This window comes from Roseivirga sp., from assembly GCF_965216855.1.
GTDB lineage: Bacteria > Bacteroidota > Bacteroidia > Cytophagales > Cyclobacteriaceae > Roseivirga.
The window spans coordinates 243757-265511 of record NZ_OZ244204.1; the positions used below are offsets into that span (position 1 = coordinate 243757).

Consider the following 21755-nt stretch of genomic DNA (forward strand, 5'->3'; position numbering starts at 1 on the left):
AAGAAAAAAAGCGAGATGGAATCAATACTAATTGTCGAGAGCAGCTACATGATGAGATTATTCCTTGTGAACTACTTAAGCAAGAATTTCGATGTAACTGCCGTAGAAACACCTGCCGAGGCTATAGAGGCTTTGCAGAAAAAATGGAAGCCTAATGCAGTAATCTCAAATTTCCACAGTGCCAAAAGCCCGGAGAGAAAAGGATTTCTTGAAATGGTTAATACTTCCAATGAACTAAACATCCCTGCCGTCTTACTCACTGAGGAAGATAAAAGTGACCAACGCATTGATGCTTTAAAACTGGGCGCCAAAGATACCCTGAGCAAACCATTCAATCCGGTTGAGCTCCAACTGAGAGTCATGAGTGCTATGGGCATAAGCCAAAGAAACATGATCAAAAGAGTCGCTTAACCACAGGCCTACCAGCCACGACAAAACCGCAAAGCATGTTTTCACCAAAACAACTAATCATGAAAAAGTATACTCTAATTGCTATTTCACTTTTTGTCTTAAGTGGATGTATTGAAAAACCTGTATTTGAGTTGGAAGAGACTGTAAGCGAATTCGCTGATTTCGACTTTAATACAACCAGCGGCATTAGCCTTGATGTCAGCCTCACGGGAAATGACGGCTCCCCGTTTAAAGGAGTGAAAGTCTCCGTTTACGAAGTAGTCAATGACGAAGCGGGCAAAAAACTCTTTACAGCTGTCACCAATAGCTCAGGACAAATCCGACAGGAAATGAATCTTCCGGCCTATTATGAGCAGGTGCTGATTGAAACCAACTTTATCGGTATTCCTAATCAGGTGATAGTTCCGATTCAAAACAATAGCATTCTCTTCGACTACGAAGATGGGCAGTTGGTATCTGCCACGGCAGGAGAATCCAATGGGTCAAGCCAGGGAGCAGTAGCCAACCAGACTACCAATATCAATGGTATAACCTTTAACTATATGGATGCTTTTAGCCGTCCATTGGGTGTTCCGGCCAATCTGGAGCCGCAGAGAGATGTGATCAGTTCGACACTACTGACCTATATCAATGCTTCGTTACCAGAGTCACAACCAGTTCCCACTTACCACCCCACCTATCTCGCAGGAGGTAAGAAGACTACCCTCGATATTGTAGAACTGGCCGATGTCTGGCTCACTTTCGTGCATGAAGGTGCTGGCTGGAAAAATGCTATCGGTTATTACACCTACCCAACCGATACTCCACCTCAATCGCTTGATGATATCAGCACTATCAACATCGTCTTCCCTAACCTGTCTTATCAGGGTTCTGGTGGTGGACTCAAATCAGGAGATAAAGTAAACCTGGGAAGGTTCGAACCTGGTACCTCAATTGGCATTGTGTTATTGGCCAACGGATGGGATACCTACAGTTCGGAAGGCTACTACTATCTGATTTTTGCAGACAATAACCTTAACCCTGAAAGTGACCCAAGTCTGAGACAACATAATGTGCTATTGTGGGACGAAGAAAATGAGTTATTCCTGCTTGGTTTTGAAGATATTAACAGAGAAGAAAGAGGTTGCGATGAGGACTTCAATGATGCCATCATGTTCGTGACATCAAACCCGGTTAATGCCATTAGTATCGAAAACGTAAGTCCGGTTGATAAGCCGGGTACGCTGGACACGGATGGCGATGGGATCAACGATATTCTTGATGAATTCCCCAATGACCCTGAAAAAGCATACACCAGCTACTATCCTTCTTCTACAAGCTTCGGAAGCTTTGCCTTCGAAGATAACTGGCCCGACTATGGCGACTATGACTTCAATGACCTGGTGGTTGACTATCAGTTCAGGCACTATCTCAATGCCGATAATCAGGTGGTAGCCATGGACTCAAAGTTTAAGGTACGTGCCATTGGAGCAGGATTCAGAAATGGTTTTGGCTTCGCTACCAACCTTCTTCCATCTGATGTGGCCTCAAGTACAGGACATGTGGTGAACAGCCCTATCATCAAGCTCAATAGCAATGGTACGGAACAAGGTCAGGATAATGCGGTCTTCATCGTATCCAATAGTGTGCATGACCTCTTTGACTATTCAGGCTTTGTCAATACCCAAGAGGGCGATGTTCAAATGGATCCTGCGGAAGTCACATTAAACACAGTATTCAATAGCCCGAAAAGCTATGCGCAATTGGGCAATGCACCTTATAACCCGTTCATTATTGTAAGTCAGGATCGTGGTCGCGAAGTGCACCTTCCCGGCTATGCCCCAACCAATTTGGTGGACCAGGAATTCTTTGGAAGTCTGGATGATGATTCTGACCCAGCCAATGGTATCTATTACCGGTCTAAAACATCGCTACCCTGGGCAATCCATCTCCCTGAAAGCTTCGATTATCCTAAAGAGAAGTCAGATATCAGGCAGGGACACCTGAGATTTAAAGAGTGGGCCCAAAGCTTCGGATACAGTTATATGGACTGGTACAGGAATCAAACGGGATACCGAAACACGAGTAAGTTGTACAAGAAATAGATTGTTGGTTTTGTTATGTGAAGGGCACTCCGAAAGGAGTGCCTTTTGTGTTTCAGGTCTAATATAGTTCACGGTTCATATGAACAACGTGCACAAAAGGCATTCAACATTCTCTCGATTTCATTGATCCCCCATTCCTGTTCAGTCGTCTAAAAATCAGCTCCTCAGATCATCTACAGGCTATTTTTGATCTGTAATTAAAACTGAAACAAAGTGAACAAGCAAACCACATTCTTCATCAAAAGGGCCTTCGATATTGCCTTTGCCGGAACCCTGATTCTGTTGATCAGTCCCCTGCTGCTTTTAGTAAGCCTGGCGATTAGACTGGACTCCAAAGGTCCCATATTCTACTACTCGTACCGGGTAGGTCAGAACTACAAGATCTTCAAGTTCTACAAGTTCAGGTCCATGCGAACTGATGCTGACCAACTGGTCGATCAGATGAAACACCTGAATCAATATCAGGCCGAAGATCAAAAGCAGTTAGAGGAGTTTGAGCTCACCCGCCATACCATTGCCTATCACTCCGATGAGCCTATGGTGATTAAAGACACCAAGTATGCGGACGTCAACAGGTTTGAAGACCATAAAAGTCAGGACAACTCCAACTCCTTTGTCAAGTTTAAGAATGACCCCAGAATTACCAGAGTTGGTCGGTTCATTAGAAATACCAGCATTGATGAATTACCCCAGTTATTCAACATTTTAAAAGGCGATATGTCGGTAGTGGGCAACAGACCTCTTCCCCTTTATGAAGCAGAAAAACTCACCACCGACAACCGTGTGGGTCGCTTTTTAGGTCCAGCCGGATTAACCGGTTTATGGCAGGTTACTGAGCGTGGTAAGGACAATGTAGACCCTGAGAACCGTGTGAAGCTTGATATTGAGTACGCTAAGAACTACAGCCTTTGGATGGATCTGAAAATCCTGATCAAGACTCCGATTGCTGCCCTGCAACACGAAAATGTTTAAGCCATGAATCGCCTGTTAAAGAAGCTCACCAGACCTCAAAATGGTAACAGCTACCTGGCCTTTGTCGATGGTATTCGCTTTGTTGCTATTCTGCCGGTTGTCTTGCTCCATGCCAATGAAAGGTTTCTTCGCTATGTCTATGGGGAAGAAAATCTGAATGCAGCCGGAGAACAAATCAGTTACCTGATCAGCAGAGGCGCTATTGGAGTGATGATCTTCTTTGCATTGAGCGGATTCGTACTGGCTTTGCCCCTTGCCAGACAACAATACAGTTTTAGCTATAAGAAATATTTTACCAGAAGACTGGAACGCCTTGAGCCTCCCTATATATTTTGGATGAGCCTGTTTGCCATCATCTTCCTGTTCAAGTCAGGTATGGGCCTGGACGAACTGGCCGGACATTATTTCAGTAGTATATTTTATGTACACAACCTGGTTTACAGTGATTTCCCAATCATCAATCCTGTGGCCTGGTCACTCGAGGTTGAAATACAGTATTACCTCATTGCACCCTTTGTTGCCATACTTTACTTCAATCAGCGGGACACACTGCTGAGAAGGGTGCTACTGGCACTTGGCCTGCTCTTTTTCATCGTCTACCAACATGTATTTGGCTGGCAGTTTCAGCCTTTCCGAGCCTCGATACTCGGACAGCTACAGCATTTTCTAATTGGCCTGTTGGCTGCGGATCTTTATGCCAACAGCAAAGAATGGATTAAGACCAAACACTGGAAATATGACCTGCTGGGCATCTCTTCTGTTGTGGTTATGATGTTTACCTGGACGGATGATTTAGAAAAAGCATTGTTCTTTTCATTGGCTTTAATGATGTTCTTCATCAGTACATTCAAAGGCCGCACAATCCATGCAGTGTTGTCCTACAGATGGATTCCTGTCATTGGTGGCATGTGTTATACGATCTACCTCACTCACCTGCCATTGCTCGAATTGATTTATTCATTCATCGGCAAATTTGGTTATTCAACGACATATCTCTCAGGTCTAACGATAAGTCTCATTGTTGCCCTTCCTATCATATTATTTAGCAGCATAGTCTTCTACCTGGTCATAGAAAGGCCATTCATGAAGAAAGACGGATTTCACCAGTTGCTGGAAAAATCCAGGTCACTTTTAGGAAGAAGGCTCGCTAAAACCCAACAATGAAAATGAAAAAGATCATCTACATACTCCTCATCGCTGCCTACTTTGCCAACGTTAGTTTAGCACAGGTTGAGGCGCCCTCACTCAAGGTAGAAAACCTCAGACCGGTAGAAGAACTGATCGCGGTAGCCATCAACAAATCAGCAGCTATTAAGGCATTGAATGTAAGTCAGCAACAGACTGATCAGGAGATTGCCATGAACCGCAAGAAGTGGATGCAGCATTTATCGCTGGCGGCAGGAGTTAATTATGGTAACGGAATCGTATATGATCAACTTTCGGGAGATCAATCTGGCACCAGCCTCACCTATCTCACCCGCCAAAACATGACCTACAATGTAGGATTGAATATCAGACTCCCTTTCACCGAGGTAAGTTCCAGAAGAAACGAAATCAAAATAAAAGAGCTTGAAATAGATCGTCTCGATTACCTGAAAGACGAACAGGCCGAACTACTGAAGAAAGAAATTATCAAGCTCTATTCAGACCTGAAACACTACATCACTTCCATAGCCATACAGGCTGAAGTGGTTGAATCCAATGCCATGGCACTGGACGTAGCAGAAGGATATTTCAAGGCGGGTAAGCTGCCTGTGGAGCAGTACAGAATGGCTGTTGAATCTAATTATTCAGCCAAGCTGCAATTCGAAAAAGCAAAGAATGATGCCTGGCTGGCCTATAATACTTTGAAGAACCTTGTAGGAGAAGACATACTGAAATAAGCCATGACTATTGTTGAAATCATAAGACTACTGGCTCGCTATTTTCACTTTATTGCTGGAACCGCATTGCTTCTCGCCTTCTTGGTCTTTTACAGCACCAAAGACGGCAAGAAAGAATATACTACCCATACCCTGCTGAACACTGGTCTGATTTCAGGCTACAGCATTGAGAGTAATTCCAGTGGAAGAGTGGATTATGCCAAAACCAACAACGAACTGGAAAACCTGATTAATCTGGCCAGTGCGTATGAAACCAATAAAGAGCTATCCGCCAAATTGATGGCTCATCTTCTACTGGCTAAAAAACACAAAGCACTCAGACTACTACCAGACAATCAGGAAGATTTTGAAAAGACCATTGCCAACCTTCAAATCAATATTACAGACGAAGACTCAGAAATCTCCATCTATGAAAAGCTGGTACAGTTGAGGGAGTCAGACCAATTCAATGAAGTCTATCTTATAGCCAACTCCAAGAATGAATTTTTCGGCATAGAGCAACTGGAAAACATCATTGTAAGCCGGGAAGGTAACAGCGACATGATTCGCATGCAATACACTTCTCTGGATCCTTACCTGAGCCAGAAAACACTGGAACTGCTCACAGACATCTTCATGTTGAAGCAAAAGAACATCAAAGAGGGCCAAAGCGACTCTGTTATTGACTTCTTTGAAACGGCAGTTGACAAATCTTCGGGAAGATTGAAAAAAGCAGAAGATGACTTGTTGAATTTCAGAGTCAACAATAAAATCATTAACTACTACGAGCAGACCCGTTTCATTTCAGGAAATAAGGAAGAGCTGGACAAGCAATATCAGGATGAGCTAAAAGTATTAGCCGGTGCTAAATCTGCATTAACCAAGCTGGAAGGAGAAGTATCCGACAAGAGCATCCTTTCCACCCTACAATCACAGCTGGCAGAAAACAGAGGCATTATTTCCAAATACAGCACTGAGTTGGCCACACTCGAGCTGGTTAACGATACGGTACCTAATCCGGAAGTTATCATTCAAAAGTCTAACCTCAATTCCAGAATAGATTCTCTGAAACGGAAAATGTCGGGCATTGCCAGTGAGCTCATGTTTGTCAATCAAACACCTGAGGGTGTTGAAACCAAAGATCTGCTCACCCAATGGCTCAATTTCACCATTATGAAAGAAGAGTCTGCTGCCAAGCTGGCTGTTATGGAAGCCAGACAGGAGGAATATGAAAGAATCTATGATCGATTTGCTCCATTAGGTTCAACCCTCAAAAGACTTGAGAGAGAAATTGATGTGGCAGAAAGAGAATACCTGGAAAACCTGCACAGCTTTAATCAGGCCAGGCTGCATAAGTACAGTATGATGATGTCTTCCAACATTAAAGTGATTGATGCCCCCTATTATCCCATTAAACCTGAAAAATCCAAGCGCATGATGATGGTAATTCTGGCCTTTATGGTGGGAGTTATTCTCCCTACCAGTGCCATTATCGCCATGGAAATGATGGATAGTACATTAAAGAAGCCGGAAACCGCCATTGCTCAGACAGGCCTTAAACTGGCTGGTATTCTCCCAAGAGAAAAGAAGAAACTGGCTAGAAAGATTGATTTTGAAGCCGTAAACAGACAAGCGCTCAACCTATTTATACAGGAACTAAGAGCCAGTGCCAAAGGTGAGAAAAGACCTAAAAAAGTGATTCTGTTCAGTACAGACAGTGGTGAAGGAAAGAGCTTCATCAGGCAGGAATTGGAAAAGAACTTCCCCTTCCTGTCAGAAGGTAAAAATAATGAGTTTGATTTTGAGGAATTAGGTTCCATCATTCAAAACCCCTACACCGAAGAAGAATTAGCTAATGGAGACATTCACATTTTGGTAGCCAGAGCCAATCGTAAATGGACCACTGCCGATGCGCATGCCCTGAAAGTTTACAGGAAACTAGCCGGTAAAAAACCATTGCTGTTCCTTAATGCGGTAAGTACTGAAGTGATGGAGCAGGTTGTAGGAGAAATTCCTAAAAAGCGCAGCTGGCTGCGTAGCAAAGTGAAACAGGTATTGACTCAGGGTTTTAAAACATCAGGCATATGAAAAAGGTCATCGTTTGTCATAGCTTTCCGGCATGGGACACTCCTTACATTAAGTCCACGATTGAGTTACTCAAACAGCTGAGCAAAGATCACAGAGTGATAATGATCGACTATCATTACACGATTAAAGACCTGATTTCCAATAAATTCACCCCGGTAAAAGAAGTATTGGGTTTAAGGTCGCGTATCAGGTTGAAACAAACAGAGTACGGACAGATTGAAGTAATCTCCACCCCTCCTGTCCTTCCTGTCAACTGGATATCCAGCAGTAAACTATTTGGATGGCTTTCGGCACTGAATGGTAAAATTGTTGGTAGAAGTATTAAGCGACAGTTAAAGAAAATCGGGGTTAACAACTACACCCTGATCAATGCTTTCAATCCGGTTTACGGCTACTATACGAGAAGTAATTTCCAGCCAGAAAAGACCGTCTACTATTGCTATGACGAAATTGCAGCCACCGATTGGGCTGGAAAGCATGGAGCCGAATACGAAGCCAAATACATGCCTTTGGTAGACCAGGTGCTCTGCACAAGTACTACCCTCACCAACAAGAAAGCTCCTCTGGCCCGCGAGGTAAAGTTTATACCGAATGGAGTCAATCTCGACATCTTCCTTGCTCCTCATAAAGAGAAAACCAGGGAGAAAATTATTGGCTATATCGGAGCTATAGATGATAGGTTAGATTTTGAGCTGATCGATTATTGTGCCCGAAACATGGAAGACTATCACTTCCTCTTTTACGGTCCGGTCAAAACCAAAATTCCTCCATTGCCAGACAATGTCTATTTTCCCGGATCGGTGGAGCAAAAACTACTACCTAAGAAGATCCTGAACTTTGAAGCCGGCCTTATTCCATTTGTTAAGAATGAGCTAACCCAGGCTATTTATCCGCTCAAAATCAATGAGTATCTGGCCATGGGCAAACCGGTAGTCAGCACAGACTTTTCAGATCTTTCAGATTTCACACAGGTAGCAGAGATTACTTCGAACAAGGAGGAGTTTCTGAAAGCACTCAAAAGAATCATCAGATACAACTCGCGACTAAAAACTCAGAAGCGGATTGAGTTTGCCAAAGCTAACTCATGGGAAAACAGAGCCAGGCAGTTCGCAGAAGCCATCTGACCCGATACTTTGATCAAAGAATCCCTTATACCCCAACATTTGTCAATCAACGAAGCTGAGGGTCGATTCACCGATTTAGCCAGATATGTGGCCAATCATTCTTCACCTTTGTAGTGATGAATAGCAAGGCAACATTACTGCATCAACCGAGCGGATCCTCCATTCTATCTACCCCATTGGGATGGATCATAATGATTGGGATTCTGGTGGTTAGCTTTCTGCTCATGAAAGTAATGGGCATCATGGGAGGCGCTCTTTTGATTGGACTCCCGGTTGCCATTGTTGTACTTTCCATCATCTGGAATAACCCCAAACTGGGTGTCTGGGGGAATATCCTAATGGCATTCTTCTCTGCAGGAATAGCTCGCTATGTACCAGGTCCCTGGGGACTTACGCTGGACATACTCCTAGCACTGTCATGGTTGAGTATTCTGCTGAACAAGGCCGTAAAGCCGAACTGGAAGCATGCTAAAAACCCAATTGTTGCTCTATCCACTTTCTGGATGCTTTACCTTGTTCTGGAGATTGTTAATCCAAGTGGTAACGGACTGGTCGCCTGGTTCTATGCCATGCGCGGTATTGGCTTTTATCAGGCACTGACTATTCCACTGGTCTTTATACTCTTCAGAAAAGAGAAAGACCTGAATCAGTTCTTCAATGTATTGATCTACTTCTCCCTTATCGGGACCATCTGGGGATTCAAACAGCAAATATTTGGAACCGATGGCGCTGAAGATCATTGGCTGTATGCCGAGAATCACCATGAGGAGCATATTCTGCACGGAGTACTGAGGGTATTCTCATTTTACTCTGATGCCGGAAGCTTTGGGGCTTCACAGGCAATGATGTCTTTAATGAGTGCTATCCTCTTTATGGGACCTGAAAAGGGCTGGAAGAAGTTTAAATACCTGGTTTTCGCTATTATATTCCTGTTGGGCTTTGCCATATCCGGAACCAGAGGTGCGCTGGCAGTTCCCTTGGCCGGAGGTATCGCCTACCTTATCCTGATCAAGAACTTCAAGATTCTGGTAGCTGGATTCAGCGGAATGATTCTGGTTTTTATCATTCTGAAATACACCTTCCTTTTTCAGGGCGTGGAACAAGTGAGGCGCATGCGCACAGCGCTGGACCCTAACAATAAATCGCTGAGTGTCCGGCTCGACAATCAGAAGACTTTTGCTCAATACCTGGCGACCAGACCATTTGGCGGAGGAGTAGGCACTGCAGGTTTCTGGGGCGCTCGTTTCAATCCAGACTCTCTCATGGCCAATACCGCTACAGACAGTTGGTTTGTTAAACTATGGGCGGAAACCGGTCCGGTTGGACTCACCTTTCACCTGGTGGTACTGGGCTTTATTCTGGGAAGTGGTGGACATAAAATCATGAAAATGAGAGATCCGAAAAACCGGACTCAGGCCTCTGCCCTTTATGCCATGTTAGCCGGAGCAATTCTGGCCAGTTATGGTAATCAGGTGCTCATCCAACTCCCCACCGGGATCATATTGAATATGGCTATCCCTCTTATGTTTCTCATTGCTGAAAGGGATCAAAAGGCCTGGTTGAAATCTATCAAAAAGCCTTCGGAGTTGAAGGGCTTGCTGTAGTCTTTCATTTTAGTCGTACTAATAAGACTGTATGTCGCTCCTACGGAGCTCAGAATCTTTTATGCATGATTTAGCTAATACATGTTACTCCTACGGAGTTAACAAGTGCCCGATCTGATCAGCTCCATCGGAGCTTTATGTTCTCACCGAAAACCTGACTAAAACTACCGCGTTATGGCTTCACATAAACTCTTATGTGTCTGGTTAGTCAACCATATCAATTGTAATCAACCTAAGGTTATCTCTTCGGAGTTGAAGGGCTTGCTGTAGTCTTTCATTTTAGTCGTACTAATAAGGCTGTATGTCGCTCCTACGGAGCTCTGAATCTTTTATGCATGATTTAGCTAAAACATATTACTCCTACGGAGTTAACAAGTGCCCGATCTGATCAGCTCCATCGGAGCTTTATGTTTAAACCGAAAGCCTCACTACGACTACCAAAATATGGCTTCACATAAACTCTTATGTGTCTGGTTAGTCATCCATGTCAATTGTGATCAACCTAAGGTGATCACTTCGGAGCTGAAGGGCTTGCTGTAGTCTTTCATTTTAGTCGTACTAATAAGGCTGTATGTCGCTCCTACGGAGCTCTGAATCTTTTATGCATGATTTAGCTAAAACATGTTACTCCTATGGAGTAAACTATTGCCACGCCTCGTGAGCTCCATGGGAGCTTTATGTTGTAACCGAAAACCTGACTATGATTATCGAGCTCCGTAGGAGCGACATGTAGTCTTTTGAGAGCTAATACCATTCTCTAGTCTTTCTCCCAGGTTGAGCCAATCGGCTTAACCACAAGCCAGATTCATTAATCGTTGAATTCCTCCCATTCATCTTAATCATCTAAAAAGGATCCAATGAGAGGGTAGATTTGAATAAATAATTAATTCATGAAAACTCTCCTGGAAATACTTATCGCTCCGGTTCTGATCTACCTGATTATGTCGGCTCTATACCAGTTCGTTCTGGCCGTGGCTTCTCATGTAAAAGGCAGACAACTACAGACCAGGAGTTATGGCCTGGCCCGCTTTCTGGTACTCGTACCGGCCTACAAAGAAGATCGTATCATCAAAGCCACTGTCGCTAAAAATATGACTCAACGCTATGAGTATCCCAGAGAACAGTTCGATGTGGTAGTGATAGCCGACCAGCTAAAAGAAGAAACCAAGAAATCAATTCTCAGCACAGGTGCCAAAGTACATTCTGTTGCATTTGAGAAAAGTACCAAAGTAAAGTCATTGCAGAGTGCTATCACCCAATACCATCAGGGTTATGATGCCGTGGTTGTACTCGATGCTGACAATGTAATGGAAAAAGGCTTTCTCTTTAAGGCGAACCGATGGATCCAATCAGGAGCCAGAGCCATTCAGGGATTGAGAAAAGCAGCCAACAGCAATACTTCTACCGCCTTAATGGATGGTCTTTCAGAAACTGCCAATACCGAAATGCTCTGCAAAGGAGCTAACCGACTAGGCTTTTCATCCAAGCTATCAGGTTCGGCCATGATCTTTGATTTCAACTTGTTTCAGGAAACGATCAATCGATGTGAAGCCATTGGCGGCTTTGACAAGGAAATGGAACTGCTTCTAACCAGGCAGAAAGAATACATTCACTACAGTGGAGACATGGTCGTATTAGACCAGAAAGTCACCTCGACCGAAGCTTTCACCAAACAACGCGGAAGATGGCTTGAAGCACAATACAGTTTCTTCAAAAAGTCTTTTGGCGAAAGCCTGAGACACCTGGCAAAGGGTAATGCTGACTTTTTTCATAAAGTCATGCAGTTAGCGCTACCCCCGCGTGCAGTAGCCCCCTTTGCCATCTTATTCATAGGGCTGCTAGGAGTTCTGCTTAGTGCCAACTGGATGATGCTGTTTTCAGCCATTGCCTTTGTAGCTCTGATGAGTTCATATCTCCTGGTATTACCTATGGTATCACTGTTTAAACAGTCTGCCACCATCGTGTTGAGCATTCCACAAATTGGTTGGGCAGCAGTAAAATCACTGGGCCTGATGAGCAGGTCTAAGAAGGAGTTTATTCATACCACTCACGAATTAATCGAAGCATAATGTTCCAGGGAATGCCATGGCCAGCTGTTTTACCCATTGCCATTATGGCGATGATCTATGGTGTAATGCTCTCTAAAAGACAAGAGCAAACAGCGATCGCCAAAAGATTAAAAGCGCTTAAGAAGGAAAAGAAAGGACAAAAACATCATGGGAAATAAATCACTCAACATTCTATTAATTGCCAAGACATTACCCTGGCAATTCAAAGGAGGAATTCAGACCCACACCTGGGAGCTGGCCAGAAGCATGAATGATTTAGGTCACCAGGTGTCAATTCTCAATGGAGGACCGTTCTTTTCCAAACAGAAAAGCTATACCAAAAAGGGTATTGAAGTCATTCAGGTTCCCTATTTCCCTGGCCGATATCTTAAACCGGTTTCCCTTTTGGCAGAAGAACTTTCATTCAACTGGGTAGTGCTCAGGTGGGTAAGAAAAAACCATAAGCAATATGATATCATCCACAGTCAGGGACGCAGCGGCTATCTGTTAAGCTACTATTCGCAGATCAGAAACCGATTGGTGAATACGGTGCATGGGCTGATTGATATTGAGAATCAGGATAAAAAGTGGTATCAACTCAACTACAACCTTCACCACACTTTCACCCGAAAGGTAGAAGACAGACTGTATAAACATGCTGCAGGACTGGTAGCTGTAAGCAATGCCCTGAAAGACGAACTGTATGTAAGAAGAGAACTGAAAAAGGACATCAGTGTCATCAGCAATGGTGTCAAAGGACTCAATTTGCCGAGAGTTCTGCAGTGTAGTACACAATCCAGATTCCTGTTTGTAGGGCGTCTGCACCCCATTAAGGGTATTACTGAAATCGTCAATCAAATGGATCTGGCTGATGAACATGTGTTCCTGGATATCATTGGAGATGGCAGTGAGAAAGAGAAAATCAAACAAATAATTGACCGAAAAGGCCTTAGTAAAAAGGTCAGACTGTTGGGGGAGTATAGCAATGAAGAAATTCATAGCCTGCTCCCCTATTATACCGCCCTGGTATTGCCAAGCCATTATGAAACACAAGGCATTGTTTTACTGGAAGCCAACAGCGAAGGAGTGCCAGTCATTGCTTCCGATCTGCCTTCCATTCGTGAGACTATTACGCATGGAGAAAACGGCATGCTCTGTCCGGTTGATGATCCCGCTTCATTCATCAAGGCCATGAACTATATGACTCACAATACACAGGATGCCAGGCATATGGGTATTGTTGGTCAGATGAGGGTCAAATCGGATTACAGCTGGCACAAAGTGGCTGAAAAAACCACATCACTTTACTACACCCTGAAAAATGAAGAAGCTGTCCAATAACTTAAGCCAAACGCTGTATTCTTTTGCGGGTCAGATTAGCTTTCTGCTCAGTAACTTCATCCTGTTCCTATATCTGGCCAGAAACTACGATCAGGAGGTCTTTGGGCATTGGGCCATATTCATTACAACTGTCTCCATTCTGGACGGTATCAGACAGGGCTTTGTACAGAATGGCCTTTCAAGACTTATCATCAGGTATCCCGATCAACCGGAAATCAGGAGTACCGCATTGTTGCTCAACTATTCCATCGTATTGGCTACAAGCCTGTTCTTAATGGGACTGGCACAGTTTTCAGGCTCTGTAATATCTGGCTTATACCTGCTGGGGTATAAGGTACTGATTGTACTGGCCACTCTTCAATACCTGAATTCTGTTTATCAGGCCAACCGTCAATTCAAAAAGTACTTCATATCCAACCTGCTCTATCTGATTAGTTTCTCGCTGGCACTCGCCCTGTTCCTCACATGGGCTGGGCAACCAGAATTAAACCAGTTGATCAATCTCATGTTTATTAGTATCGTCCCATCGTTTATTTACGCCTTAACACAAGGTCAAATCAAACTGATGAGACCTGCTCGGGCCACTTTATCAGAGCTGTTTCATTTTGGTAAATATTCATCAGGAACCAACTTACTGTCTCTCCTTTTCCAAAGGGTTGACCTGCTGATGATCAGTTATTTTCTGGATCCCACCGCAGTAGCCATCTTCCATTTCGCCAATAAAATCATCAATTATACGGAGTTGCCATTGCAGGCATTGTCTCAAGTCATTTATCCCCGAATTGCTGCCAGTTATCTTCAGAACGAGGGCACTCAACTGAATAAAACTTATGGCAACTCTATTCTTTGGTTATTAGCATTCATAATACCAATGAGTATGGCAGTGATCATTTTCAACAAGACAATAATTTACTTGATGGGCTCGGAAGAATACCTGGCCGCATCTACCATTATCATCTTGCTAAGTGTAGCTACCTTATTCAAACCCTGGGGACGTGTTTTCGGACTGACACTGGATGCTATAGGTAAGCCCAAGATGAACTTCTATATGTTAGCCTTTAGCCTGGTGGTTAATGTGCTGTTCAACTGGATGCTGATTCCATCATTTGGAATTAATGGTGCTGCTTTGGCCACATCGACCAGTATTATCCTGACCATCATCATCGGTCAATTGAACATCAAACGCACTCTGGCCTTTAATCCGGTTCAGGAAGTGATGTCCTCTTTCAAAAATGTATACCAACTAAACATTGCAAAGAAATGGAACTAACATTTGGATCAGCTCAGGTTTACACCAGTGAAAGGATGAAAAAAGCGCCACTCCTGGCTAAGTTATTTCATAAGGTTTTCGGCTACACCAATGTTGGAAACTACGCCCGATTCACGATTTTCAAAAAGCTATTGAAGGAAATTCCACTCAAGCAGGATGCTAAAATTCTGGACGTGGGTGCCGGCTATGGCGAATACAGCTTCAGTCTGGCACAGGCGCTGCCTAAGTCTGAGGTCCATAGCCTGGACATTGATCGTGAAAGAATGAAGGCACTTGATGAGGCCATTAACAAGAGTGGTATCCATAATATTCATACTCACTGTTCCCACACGGAGCAGTTGGAAGAAAAGGAATTCGACTTCGCCTTTTCGGTTGATGTATTTGAGCATATAGCCCCGGAAGATATGCCCTTTAAAGCAGTCTATAACAGATTAAAACCGGGAGGATACTTTATGGTAAAAATGCCCTATGTCACACAAAGGACCATTTTACCGGAACACTGGTTCGAAGATCATCACGAATGGCTGGAAGAGGAGCATATTGGACAGGTTTATGACCTCACCAGCTTAAAGAAGCGCTTCGTACAGGAAGGTTTCAAAGTGGTATTTGCCACCTACTCTGATGGCTGGTATTCCAGATTGGGATGGGAACTGGCTTACCTGGGTAAAAAGCTCGGCATAGTGGGACAAATGATCACCTTGCCGATTGCCAAACTATTGATCAAGCTCGACCGACTGATTCATTTGAATCACTGGGGCAATGCCATTCAGGTAATCGGTATTAAAGCATAGTCATGAAACAACCTCTCGTATCGATCATTACTGTCAATTACAAGCAACGACTGGTTACGGGCGAATTACTGAAATCTATCAGTCAGCTAGATTACCCGAATCTGGAAGTCATTGTGGTTGATAACGGGCAAAAGGAAAATGATTCAGCCTACTATCACAGTATACTGCCCGAAGTACGTGTGCTGAATTCAGAAGTAAACCTGGGCTTTGCCGGAGGTAATAACGTGGGAATGATGGTAGCAGAAGGCGATTATCTGTTTCTGGTCAACAATGATACAGAACTGGAGAACGGTCTGATAGAGTCTTTAGTCAGCAGGTTTACCGAGCCTGAAATTGGAGCTGTCTCTCCTGTTTTAAGATACTTCGATCATCCTGAGAAAATTCAGTTTGCCGGGTTCACTAAAATCAACAGCCTTACCGGACGTAATGAAACGTTTAGGGCGATCCAAAAGACAGAGCCCTATGATACACCTTACTTTCACGGTGCGGCAGTAATGATCAGAAAAGAAGTGGCCAAGGCAACAGACTATATGCCTGAAGAATTTTTCCTTTACTATGAAGAGTTGGAATGGTCGTATCGCATCAGACAGCATGGATATCGGATTTTGGTTGATCCTGATGTAAGTGTCTTGCACAAAGAGTCTATCAGTACCGGTAAAAACAGCCCGCTAAAAGTCTACTATCAGAACAGAAACAGAGTGCATTTTATGCGTACTAAATCAGCCGGGGGCTGGTTCATGTTCCTCACCTTCTTTGTTCTGGTTTCTATACCTAAAAACATTTGTGCCCGCATTATTCATCAGGAACCTAAGCATTTGAAGGCCTTTATCAAGGCAGTCAAAGATGGGCTCATTTTCAAGAAATACGGTTTTCGACCAATCTAAGTCAGTCATCGACTAATACCGTCATTCTATCGAATCTGGCCGACAGACCTCTTCAATACTCACTTAATTGTATTAAAAATCAGCGTTATGGAAGCTTTCTACTGGACCAGCATTTTCATCATTTTCTACGTTTTTGTAGGGTATGGCATGCTCATCACCCTTCTGGCTAAAACTAAAACAAGGAAAAAGGTCGAAGACCTGGGGGAAGAAGATTTACCTGCCATTAGTTTTGTGATTGCAGCATACAATGAGGAAGACATCATTGCTGAAAAAATCAGAAACACCCTCAGTCTCAACTACCCAAAAGACAAACTGCGCATTAAGGTAGTTGCAGACGGTTCAACTGACAAGACCACCTCCATTGTCAATCAGTTTCCGGAAGCTGAATTACTCTTCAAACCGGAGAGGGCTGGTAAGATTGCTGCGGTAAACCGCATTATGCCGGGTGTAGAAGAAGCCATTACTGTATTCTCTGATGCCAATGTCATGATCAATGCTGATGGCTTAAAAAACATGGTCAGACACTTTCAGAGCAATCTGGTAGGTGCTGTATCTGGAGAGAAAACGGTGCTCAGCAAAGAAGAAGATGGTGCCAGCAGTTCGGGAGAAGGCTTTTATTGGAAATATGAATCCTACTTAAAGAAACAAGACGCTGAGTGGAACAGCCTTGTCGGTTCAGCTGGTGAGTTCTTTGCCATCAGAACACATCTTTATGAAACAATAGACACCAATACGCTGATAGAAGACTTTGTGATGACCATGAAGCTTTCTGCTCAGGGCTACCGTGTGGCTTATGAACCTGATGCACTGGCCTTTGAAACCGGTTCAGCCAATATGGAAGAAGAAACTAAGAGAAAGGTCAGAATCTCAGCCGGAGGCATTCAGGCCGTTATTAAGCTTTGGCCTTTGCTCAATATCTTTCGCTATGGTAAACTGAGCTTTCAGTATATCTCACACCGCGTACTCAGGTGGACCTTAATGCCTTTGGCTTTAATAGCTGTTTTTGTAAGCATATTCTTTATTGCTGATGCTCACTGGGTATATGAGGTATTATTAAGACTTGAGATCATATTCCTCCTGTTGTCCTTAGCCGGTTATGTATTGAGAAATGGTGAGACCAAAATCAAAGCACTTTATATTCCTTATTACTTCCTCTACATGCATTACTGCGTAGTACTGGGATGGATCAGGTATTTCAGCGGAAAACAGAAAGTAACCTGGGACAAAGCTCAAAGAGCGATGCCTTTACAGCAAATTCAAACGCTTAATTAAGGCTTCTTTGTTAGACCTGGAGATTGGAATCACTTTGTTTTCAATCAACAGGTTAGACTCTTCTATGTCTACAATTTTAGATAGGTTGATGACATAAGATCGATGCACCTTTACAAAGTTATGGTCAGTTAGTCGGTCTTCTACCCTTTTCATGGTAGTGTGCACGATAAAACCCTTTTCCTGAGTTTTGAATAAGGCATAATCACCCTTCGCTTCGACATAAAGGATATCGTTAATTTTCACTTTAATGAGTTTGGAGTCGACCTTCAGGAAGATACTATCCTGAATGACTTTAGACATGGCCTGGCTTTCCTTGGCTTCTTTAAAGCGCTCATAAGCCGTCATGGCTATCTCAATAGCGGCATTGATATCTTTTACACCATAGGGCTTTACCAGGTAACCATAGGGCCCCTTTGATTTGGCTCTGGAAATGGTATCGTTGTCGGCAAAGGCTGTAGTAAAGATGAACGGTATCTGAAAATTCTGATTGAGCAGGTCTGCCAGGTCTACCCCATCGATATCCCCACCAATCTGAATATCGAGTAATGCCAGATCCGGCAAGGTCTCATTACAAATGGCAATGGCTTTTTCAGCATCTTCCGCAACACCAATCACCTCATGTCTTAAAATACCTAATATGTCCTGAACGCTTTCAGCGATCATTGGATCATCTTCAACTATAAGAATTTTCAATTGCCCCATCGGTTTTAGGCTAATTTAATAATTCAATTAAGCTTTTTGCTATAAACCTTAGGATAATGGTAACTCGACAATGAATTTCGAGCCCACCTGTTCTTCACTTTCCACATGAATCTGGCCTCCATGCATCTCTGTGAACTCTTTAACAATAGAAAGGCCCAGACCAGATCCTTGTATGTTCTTCACATTGGTAGCTCTGTAGAATGACTCAAACAGACTTCGCATGTCCTTGGCAGGAATACCGATACCATGATCGACAACGGTAAGTTTAACCTTATCCAGCGAATTGAATGACAAATCTACTTCGGGTGATTCTTTACCCACCGAATACTTGAGCGCATTGGAGATAAGGTTGGAAACGACATGGTCCATCAATGGCTCATCGATATAAACATGGTTAGGCACCCCCCTGACGGCCAGGTTAATGTTTCTACCATGCTGATCCGTTTCTTCAAACTTCCTGATATGTTTCTCGATGTAGGCCACAAAGTCGATGGGTTTCTTTTTCACCTGAATTTTACCGGCTTCAATTCTACCCAACATGAGTATATCGTTCATCAGAGAGGTTACACGATTGAGATCACCTTCAATTCTGCCAAAGAATTTTTTATATCTATCGAATTGATCTGGCAGATCATTTTCCAGCTGATAGCTGATCAGATCAGTGTTCTGCTTAATGGTGGTGAGCGGAGTTCTGAACTCATGAGATGTCATGGAAACAAAGCGCGACTTCAGTTCATTCAACTCACGTTCTTTATTCAGGGCCTTTTCCATTTCGTCATGGACCTGCTTTTGCATGGTAATATCGCTGAGGAAGGCTGTAAAAGTATGCTTACCCTGGCTTTCAACAGGGATAATCGCCATTTCAATAGGAAACTCCTCTCCTGACTTCCTTAAGGCCGTAATCTCAATTTTCTGATTCAATACCGGTCCTTCACCAGTGGTGAGGAAATTTTTCATTCCCCTGTCATGAGCATTGTGATGTCTCGATGGAATGATGGTTTCTGTCAGTTTCCTGCCAATGGCTTCTTTTCCTGTAAAGCCAAAGATTACTTCTGCCTGAATATTCCACTCTTTAATGGTACCGGTGTCATCTATGGTGATCACCGCATCGATGGCGTTGTCCAGAATCTTTCGAAGCTTCTGCTCACTATCTTTCAGGTCTCGCTCTGCCTTTTCCTGTTGTCTCTTGGCCAAAGCATTTTTAAGGCGGTTACCTGCCAGGTTGGCTATGGTAGAAAGGGTGTGTAAATGCTCTTCATTGAAAAAGTTCTTCAACCGATGTTCAGAATCTATAACTCCAATCACTTCACCATCGGCCAGGATTGGCACACTGATTTCTGAAAGTCTCCTGGCATCATCCACTACGTACCTTGCATCTTTTGAGGTATCTGATACGATTTCAGGCTTACCGGACAAGGCAACTGATCCCACAATTCCCTTTCCTAAAGGCAAGGTGATTGGGTTCATCACTCTTCGGTCTTTAGACTGCTTAGGTCCGTAGGCAGCCATTTGTTCCAGTTGTTGAGTCTCTTCATTGAGGATGTAAATCACGCAATCTTCATATCCAAAGCGATCGATCACATTCTCAGCGATTTCCCATGATATCTCTTCGATGGAGTCATCGTCCAGAAGGCTCGTTACAAAGTCATTGATACCGCTGAGGTATTTCTGGTTTCTCTCCAAGGCTCGGTTTTGTTCAGCCAAGGTATCCTGATCTTCCTGCTGCTTATTGATATTCTCTGACAGGGAAATCATATAGCCAATCCATTTGGAGAACAGGCGGATAAATTGAATATCATAACTGTCAAAGTCTTCAGCTCTTGGTTGAGTTGAAGAAAAATTGACTGTCCCTCTCTTCTTACCGTTCACCTGATAAGAAATACCCAGGTAAGATTCTATACCAAAAAGATGGTGGCAAGGGTGATCGCTATACTTTGACTCACTGACATCTCTCATGTACAGAATGTCATCCTTCTCTGAAACAATTTCACAGAAGGTGTCACACAACCTGAATTGGTCTCCGGTTTTGAGGCCAGGATTTTTCTGTCTCGATACAAAATGTTTAACGATGTACTTATCATCTTCTATGATACTGATCACTCCCAATTCCAGGCCAAGGTATCTCTTAGCTACTCTAAGCCCTTCTGTGACCTGATCTTCTGTTGAAAGCTCAACATTTGCGGTAAGGTTATTCAGTGCTTCAAGTCCATTTTTATACTTATCCAGTCTGATTTGAGTATTCCTCAGTTCCTCCTCTGCCTCTCTTCTTTCTGTGATATCCAGGTGGATACCAATTGTTCCTTTAACCGAACCGTCTACATCGAAAATAGGAGCACCACTGATCATCAACCACTTTGAGCTACCATCCTTATGTTTGACAGGAATCTCATAAACACTAGCCTGACCGGAGTTTCTCTTGACATGTTCCTTCTCAAGAATTTGCTGAGCCTCCTTATCGGTAAGTAACTCCGAAGCAATTTCGCCTATAAGTTCATATTGCTCATAGCCGGTAATATCAGTCATGGCCTCATTGGCATAGACTATTCTTTCGTCATTATCAACTTCTATCAGACCGTATTGAAGGTTCTGAATAATACCACGGTACTTTTCTTCAGATTGCCTGAGTGCCAGTCGGTTATTATAGCTTTCCGTAATATCTCTGCCCACCCCCAGGAAACCCGTCACGGTAAAGTCATTTTCCAGAAGCTGTACATTCAATCCAATCCAGAACTGATCTCCGTTTTTGGTTACAATAGGTAATTCCTTGAAAGTAGATTTTGTCCGGTTCAATACCTGACTTTGATAAAATTCCTTGGCTTCTTGTTTGTAATCTTCATGAATCAGGTCGAGATAAGATTTTCCCAGAATCTCTTCTTCAGAAAAACCTGTAATCTCTAGGGTTTTAGGATTCACATAGGTGAAGTTACCTACGGCATTCATTTCATAGATGACCTCATTGGCCGCCTCTACTATCAGCCGATATTTTTCATTGTCCTCGTAGCCCCCTGCCATTCTGCAATCTTCAGTTTCGAAAAAGATAGTATAAAAATCATTGGAATGGGTAATGCGATAGCTAATGGAACAATTAAAAATTTCAATTTGCTCTTTTTGCTGGTCAGATTCTTTGTTCCGAAATTGCTGAACCAAGCCTAAAACGAGATCTGGGTTCTCATCCTCGAGGTAGGATAAAAACCGGGTAGAGAGAAACGAGTGGGTTTGAATTTCTCCTTTGGCGTTTACTGTTACACTTGGGTTCATGGAACTCTGAAAGCACAAAAAAAGCAGTATTTGACTACTGTCTG

The 21755-nt window shown here is 43.3% G+C and carries 17 protein-coding genes; 15 read left to right on the forward strand and 2 right to left on the reverse strand.

Going from position 1 to position 21755, the window contains the following annotated elements; translation table 11 throughout:
• The first annotated feature begins 15 nt into the window (after positions 1-15).
• The 15 genes from ACOOEY_RS01080 (at position 16) to ACOOEY_RS01150 (ending at position 17751) form a co-directional block, all read left to right on the forward strand.
• Positions 16-411 (forward strand): response regulator transcription factor, encoded by a 396-nt coding sequence (locus ACOOEY_RS01080; protein ID WP_420386814.1) that lies wholly within the window; start codon positions 16-18, stop codon positions 409-411.
• Positions 412-470: 59 nt separating this feature from the next.
• A complete protein-coding gene (locus ACOOEY_RS01085; RefSeq protein ID WP_420386815.1) occupies positions 471-2495 on the forward strand; it encodes an LruC domain-containing protein in 2025 nt (674 codons plus the stop codon).
• 213 nt (positions 2496-2708) lie between these two features.
• On the forward strand, positions 2709-3467 hold the full coding sequence (locus tag ACOOEY_RS01090) for a sugar transferase (RefSeq protein ID WP_420386816.1): 759 nt from the start codon (positions 2709-2711) through the stop codon (positions 3465-3467).
• Positions 3468-3470: 3 nt separating this feature from the next.
• Positions 3471-4631, forward strand: a complete 1161-nt coding sequence (locus ACOOEY_RS01095) for an acyltransferase family protein (protein ID WP_420386817.1) — start codon at positions 3471-3473, stop codon at positions 4629-4631.
• A gap of 2 nt (positions 4632-4633) precedes the next feature.
• Complete coding sequence (locus tag ACOOEY_RS01100; RefSeq protein ID WP_420386818.1) at positions 4634-5350, forward strand: TolC family protein; 717 nt, start codon at positions 4634-4636, stop codon at positions 5348-5350.
• Between the two features lie 3 nt (positions 5351-5353).
• Positions 5354-7417, forward strand: coding sequence for a GumC family protein (locus ACOOEY_RS01105; protein ID WP_420386819.1), 2064 nt, complete (start codon positions 5354-5356; stop codon positions 7415-7417).
• Complete coding sequence (locus ACOOEY_RS01110; protein WP_420386820.1) at positions 7414-8541, forward strand: glycosyltransferase; 1128 nt, start codon at positions 7414-7416, stop codon at positions 8539-8541. Before ACOOEY_RS01105 ends, ACOOEY_RS01110 begins: the two co-directional genes overlap by 4 nt.
• Positions 8542-8657: 116 nt before the next feature.
• Positions 8658-10145: an O-antigen ligase family protein gene (locus tag ACOOEY_RS01115; RefSeq protein ID WP_420386821.1), complete on the forward strand. Its 1488-nt coding sequence runs from the start codon at positions 8658-8660 to the stop codon at positions 10143-10145.
• 890 nt (positions 10146-11035) lie between these two features.
• A complete protein-coding gene (locus tag ACOOEY_RS01120; protein WP_420386822.1) occupies positions 11036-12214 on the forward strand; it encodes a glycosyltransferase in 1179 nt (392 codons plus the stop codon).
• An 11-nt stretch (positions 12215-12225) separates the two neighbouring features.
• Entirely contained in the window at positions 12226-12372 is a 147-nt protein-coding gene (locus ACOOEY_RS01125; protein ID WP_420386823.1) for a hypothetical protein, read from the forward strand.
• Entirely contained in the window at positions 12362-13534 is a 1173-nt protein-coding gene (locus tag ACOOEY_RS01130) for a glycosyltransferase family 4 protein (RefSeq protein WP_420386824.1), read from the forward strand. The genes ACOOEY_RS01125 and ACOOEY_RS01130 overlap by 11 nt, the downstream gene beginning before the upstream one ends.
• Complete coding sequence (locus tag ACOOEY_RS01135) at positions 13515-14804, forward strand: polysaccharide biosynthesis C-terminal domain-containing protein (RefSeq protein WP_420386825.1); 1290 nt, start codon at positions 13515-13517, stop codon at positions 14802-14804. The genes ACOOEY_RS01130 and ACOOEY_RS01135 overlap by 20 nt, the downstream gene beginning before the upstream one ends.
• Positions 14795-15595, forward strand: a complete 801-nt coding sequence (locus ACOOEY_RS01140) for a class I SAM-dependent methyltransferase (protein WP_420386826.1) — start codon at positions 14795-14797, stop codon at positions 15593-15595. The genes ACOOEY_RS01135 and ACOOEY_RS01140 overlap by 10 nt, the downstream gene beginning before the upstream one ends.
• Before the next feature lie 2 nt (positions 15596-15597).
• Positions 15598-16479, forward strand: a complete 882-nt coding sequence (locus tag ACOOEY_RS01145) for a glycosyltransferase family 2 protein (RefSeq protein WP_420386827.1) — start codon at positions 15598-15600, stop codon at positions 16477-16479.
• A gap of 87 nt (positions 16480-16566) precedes the next feature.
• Entirely contained in the window at positions 16567-17751 is a 1185-nt protein-coding gene (locus ACOOEY_RS01150) for a glycosyltransferase family 2 protein (protein WP_420386828.1), read from the forward strand.
• Here the strand turns inward: ACOOEY_RS01150 and ACOOEY_RS01155 are convergent.
• On the reverse strand, positions 17725-18444 hold the full coding sequence (locus ACOOEY_RS01155) for a LytR/AlgR family response regulator transcription factor (protein ID WP_420386829.1): 720 nt from the start codon (positions 18442-18444) through the stop codon (positions 17725-17727). The genes ACOOEY_RS01150 and ACOOEY_RS01155 overlap by 27 nt on opposite strands.
• A gap of 57 nt (positions 18445-18501) precedes the next feature.
• Positions 18502-21711 (reverse strand): PAS domain S-box protein, encoded by a 3210-nt coding sequence (locus tag ACOOEY_RS01160; protein WP_420386830.1) that lies wholly within the window; start codon positions 21709-21711, stop codon positions 18502-18504.
• Positions 21712-21755: the final 44 nt, after the last annotated feature.

Bases quoted from the DNA above. Each gene is read 5' to 3' on its own strand.
- ACOOEY_RS01080 (WP_420386814.1), top strand. From the start codon at position 16: ATGGAATCAATACTAATTGTCGAGAGCAGCTACATGATGAGATTATTC.
- ACOOEY_RS01085 (WP_420386815.1), top strand. From the start codon at position 471: ATGAAAAAGTATACTCTAATTGCTATTTCACTTTTTGTCTTAAGTGGA.
- ACOOEY_RS01095 (WP_420386817.1), top strand. From the start codon at position 3,471: ATGAATCGCCTGTTAAAGAAGCTCACCAGACCTCAAAATGGTAACAGC.
- ACOOEY_RS01100 (WP_420386818.1), top strand. From the start codon at position 4,634: ATGAAAAAGATCATCTACATACTCCTCATCGCTGCCTACTTTGCCAAC.
- ACOOEY_RS01105 (WP_420386819.1), top strand. From the start codon at position 5,354: ATGACTATTGTTGAAATCATAAGACTACTGGCTCGCTATTTTCACTTT.
- ACOOEY_RS01110 (WP_420386820.1), top strand. From the start codon at position 7,414: ATGAAAAAGGTCATCGTTTGTCATAGCTTTCCGGCATGGGACACTCCT.
- ACOOEY_RS01115 (WP_420386821.1), top strand. From the start codon at position 8,658: ATGAATAGCAAGGCAACATTACTGCATCAACCGAGCGGATCCTCCATT.
- ACOOEY_RS01120 (WP_420386822.1), top strand. From the start codon at position 11,036: ATGAAAACTCTCCTGGAAATACTTATCGCTCCGGTTCTGATCTACCTG.
- ACOOEY_RS01125 (WP_420386823.1), top strand. From the start codon at position 12,226: ATGCCATGGCCAGCTGTTTTACCCATTGCCATTATGGCGATGATCTAT.
- ACOOEY_RS01130 (WP_420386824.1), top strand. From the start codon at position 12,362: ATGGGAAATAAATCACTCAACATTCTATTAATTGCCAAGACATTACCC.
- ACOOEY_RS01135 (WP_420386825.1), top strand. From the start codon at position 13,515: ATGAAGAAGCTGTCCAATAACTTAAGCCAAACGCTGTATTCTTTTGCG.
- ACOOEY_RS01140 (WP_420386826.1), top strand. From the start codon at position 14,795: ATGGAACTAACATTTGGATCAGCTCAGGTTTACACCAGTGAAAGGATG.
- ACOOEY_RS01145 (WP_420386827.1), top strand. From the start codon at position 15,598: ATGAAACAACCTCTCGTATCGATCATTACTGTCAATTACAAGCAACGA.
- ACOOEY_RS01150 (WP_420386828.1), top strand. From the start codon at position 16,567: ATGGAAGCTTTCTACTGGACCAGCATTTTCATCATTTTCTACGTTTTT.
- ACOOEY_RS01160 (WP_420386830.1), bottom strand. From the start codon at position 21,711: ATGAACCCAAGTGTAACAGTAAACGCCAAAGGAGAAATTCAAACCCAC.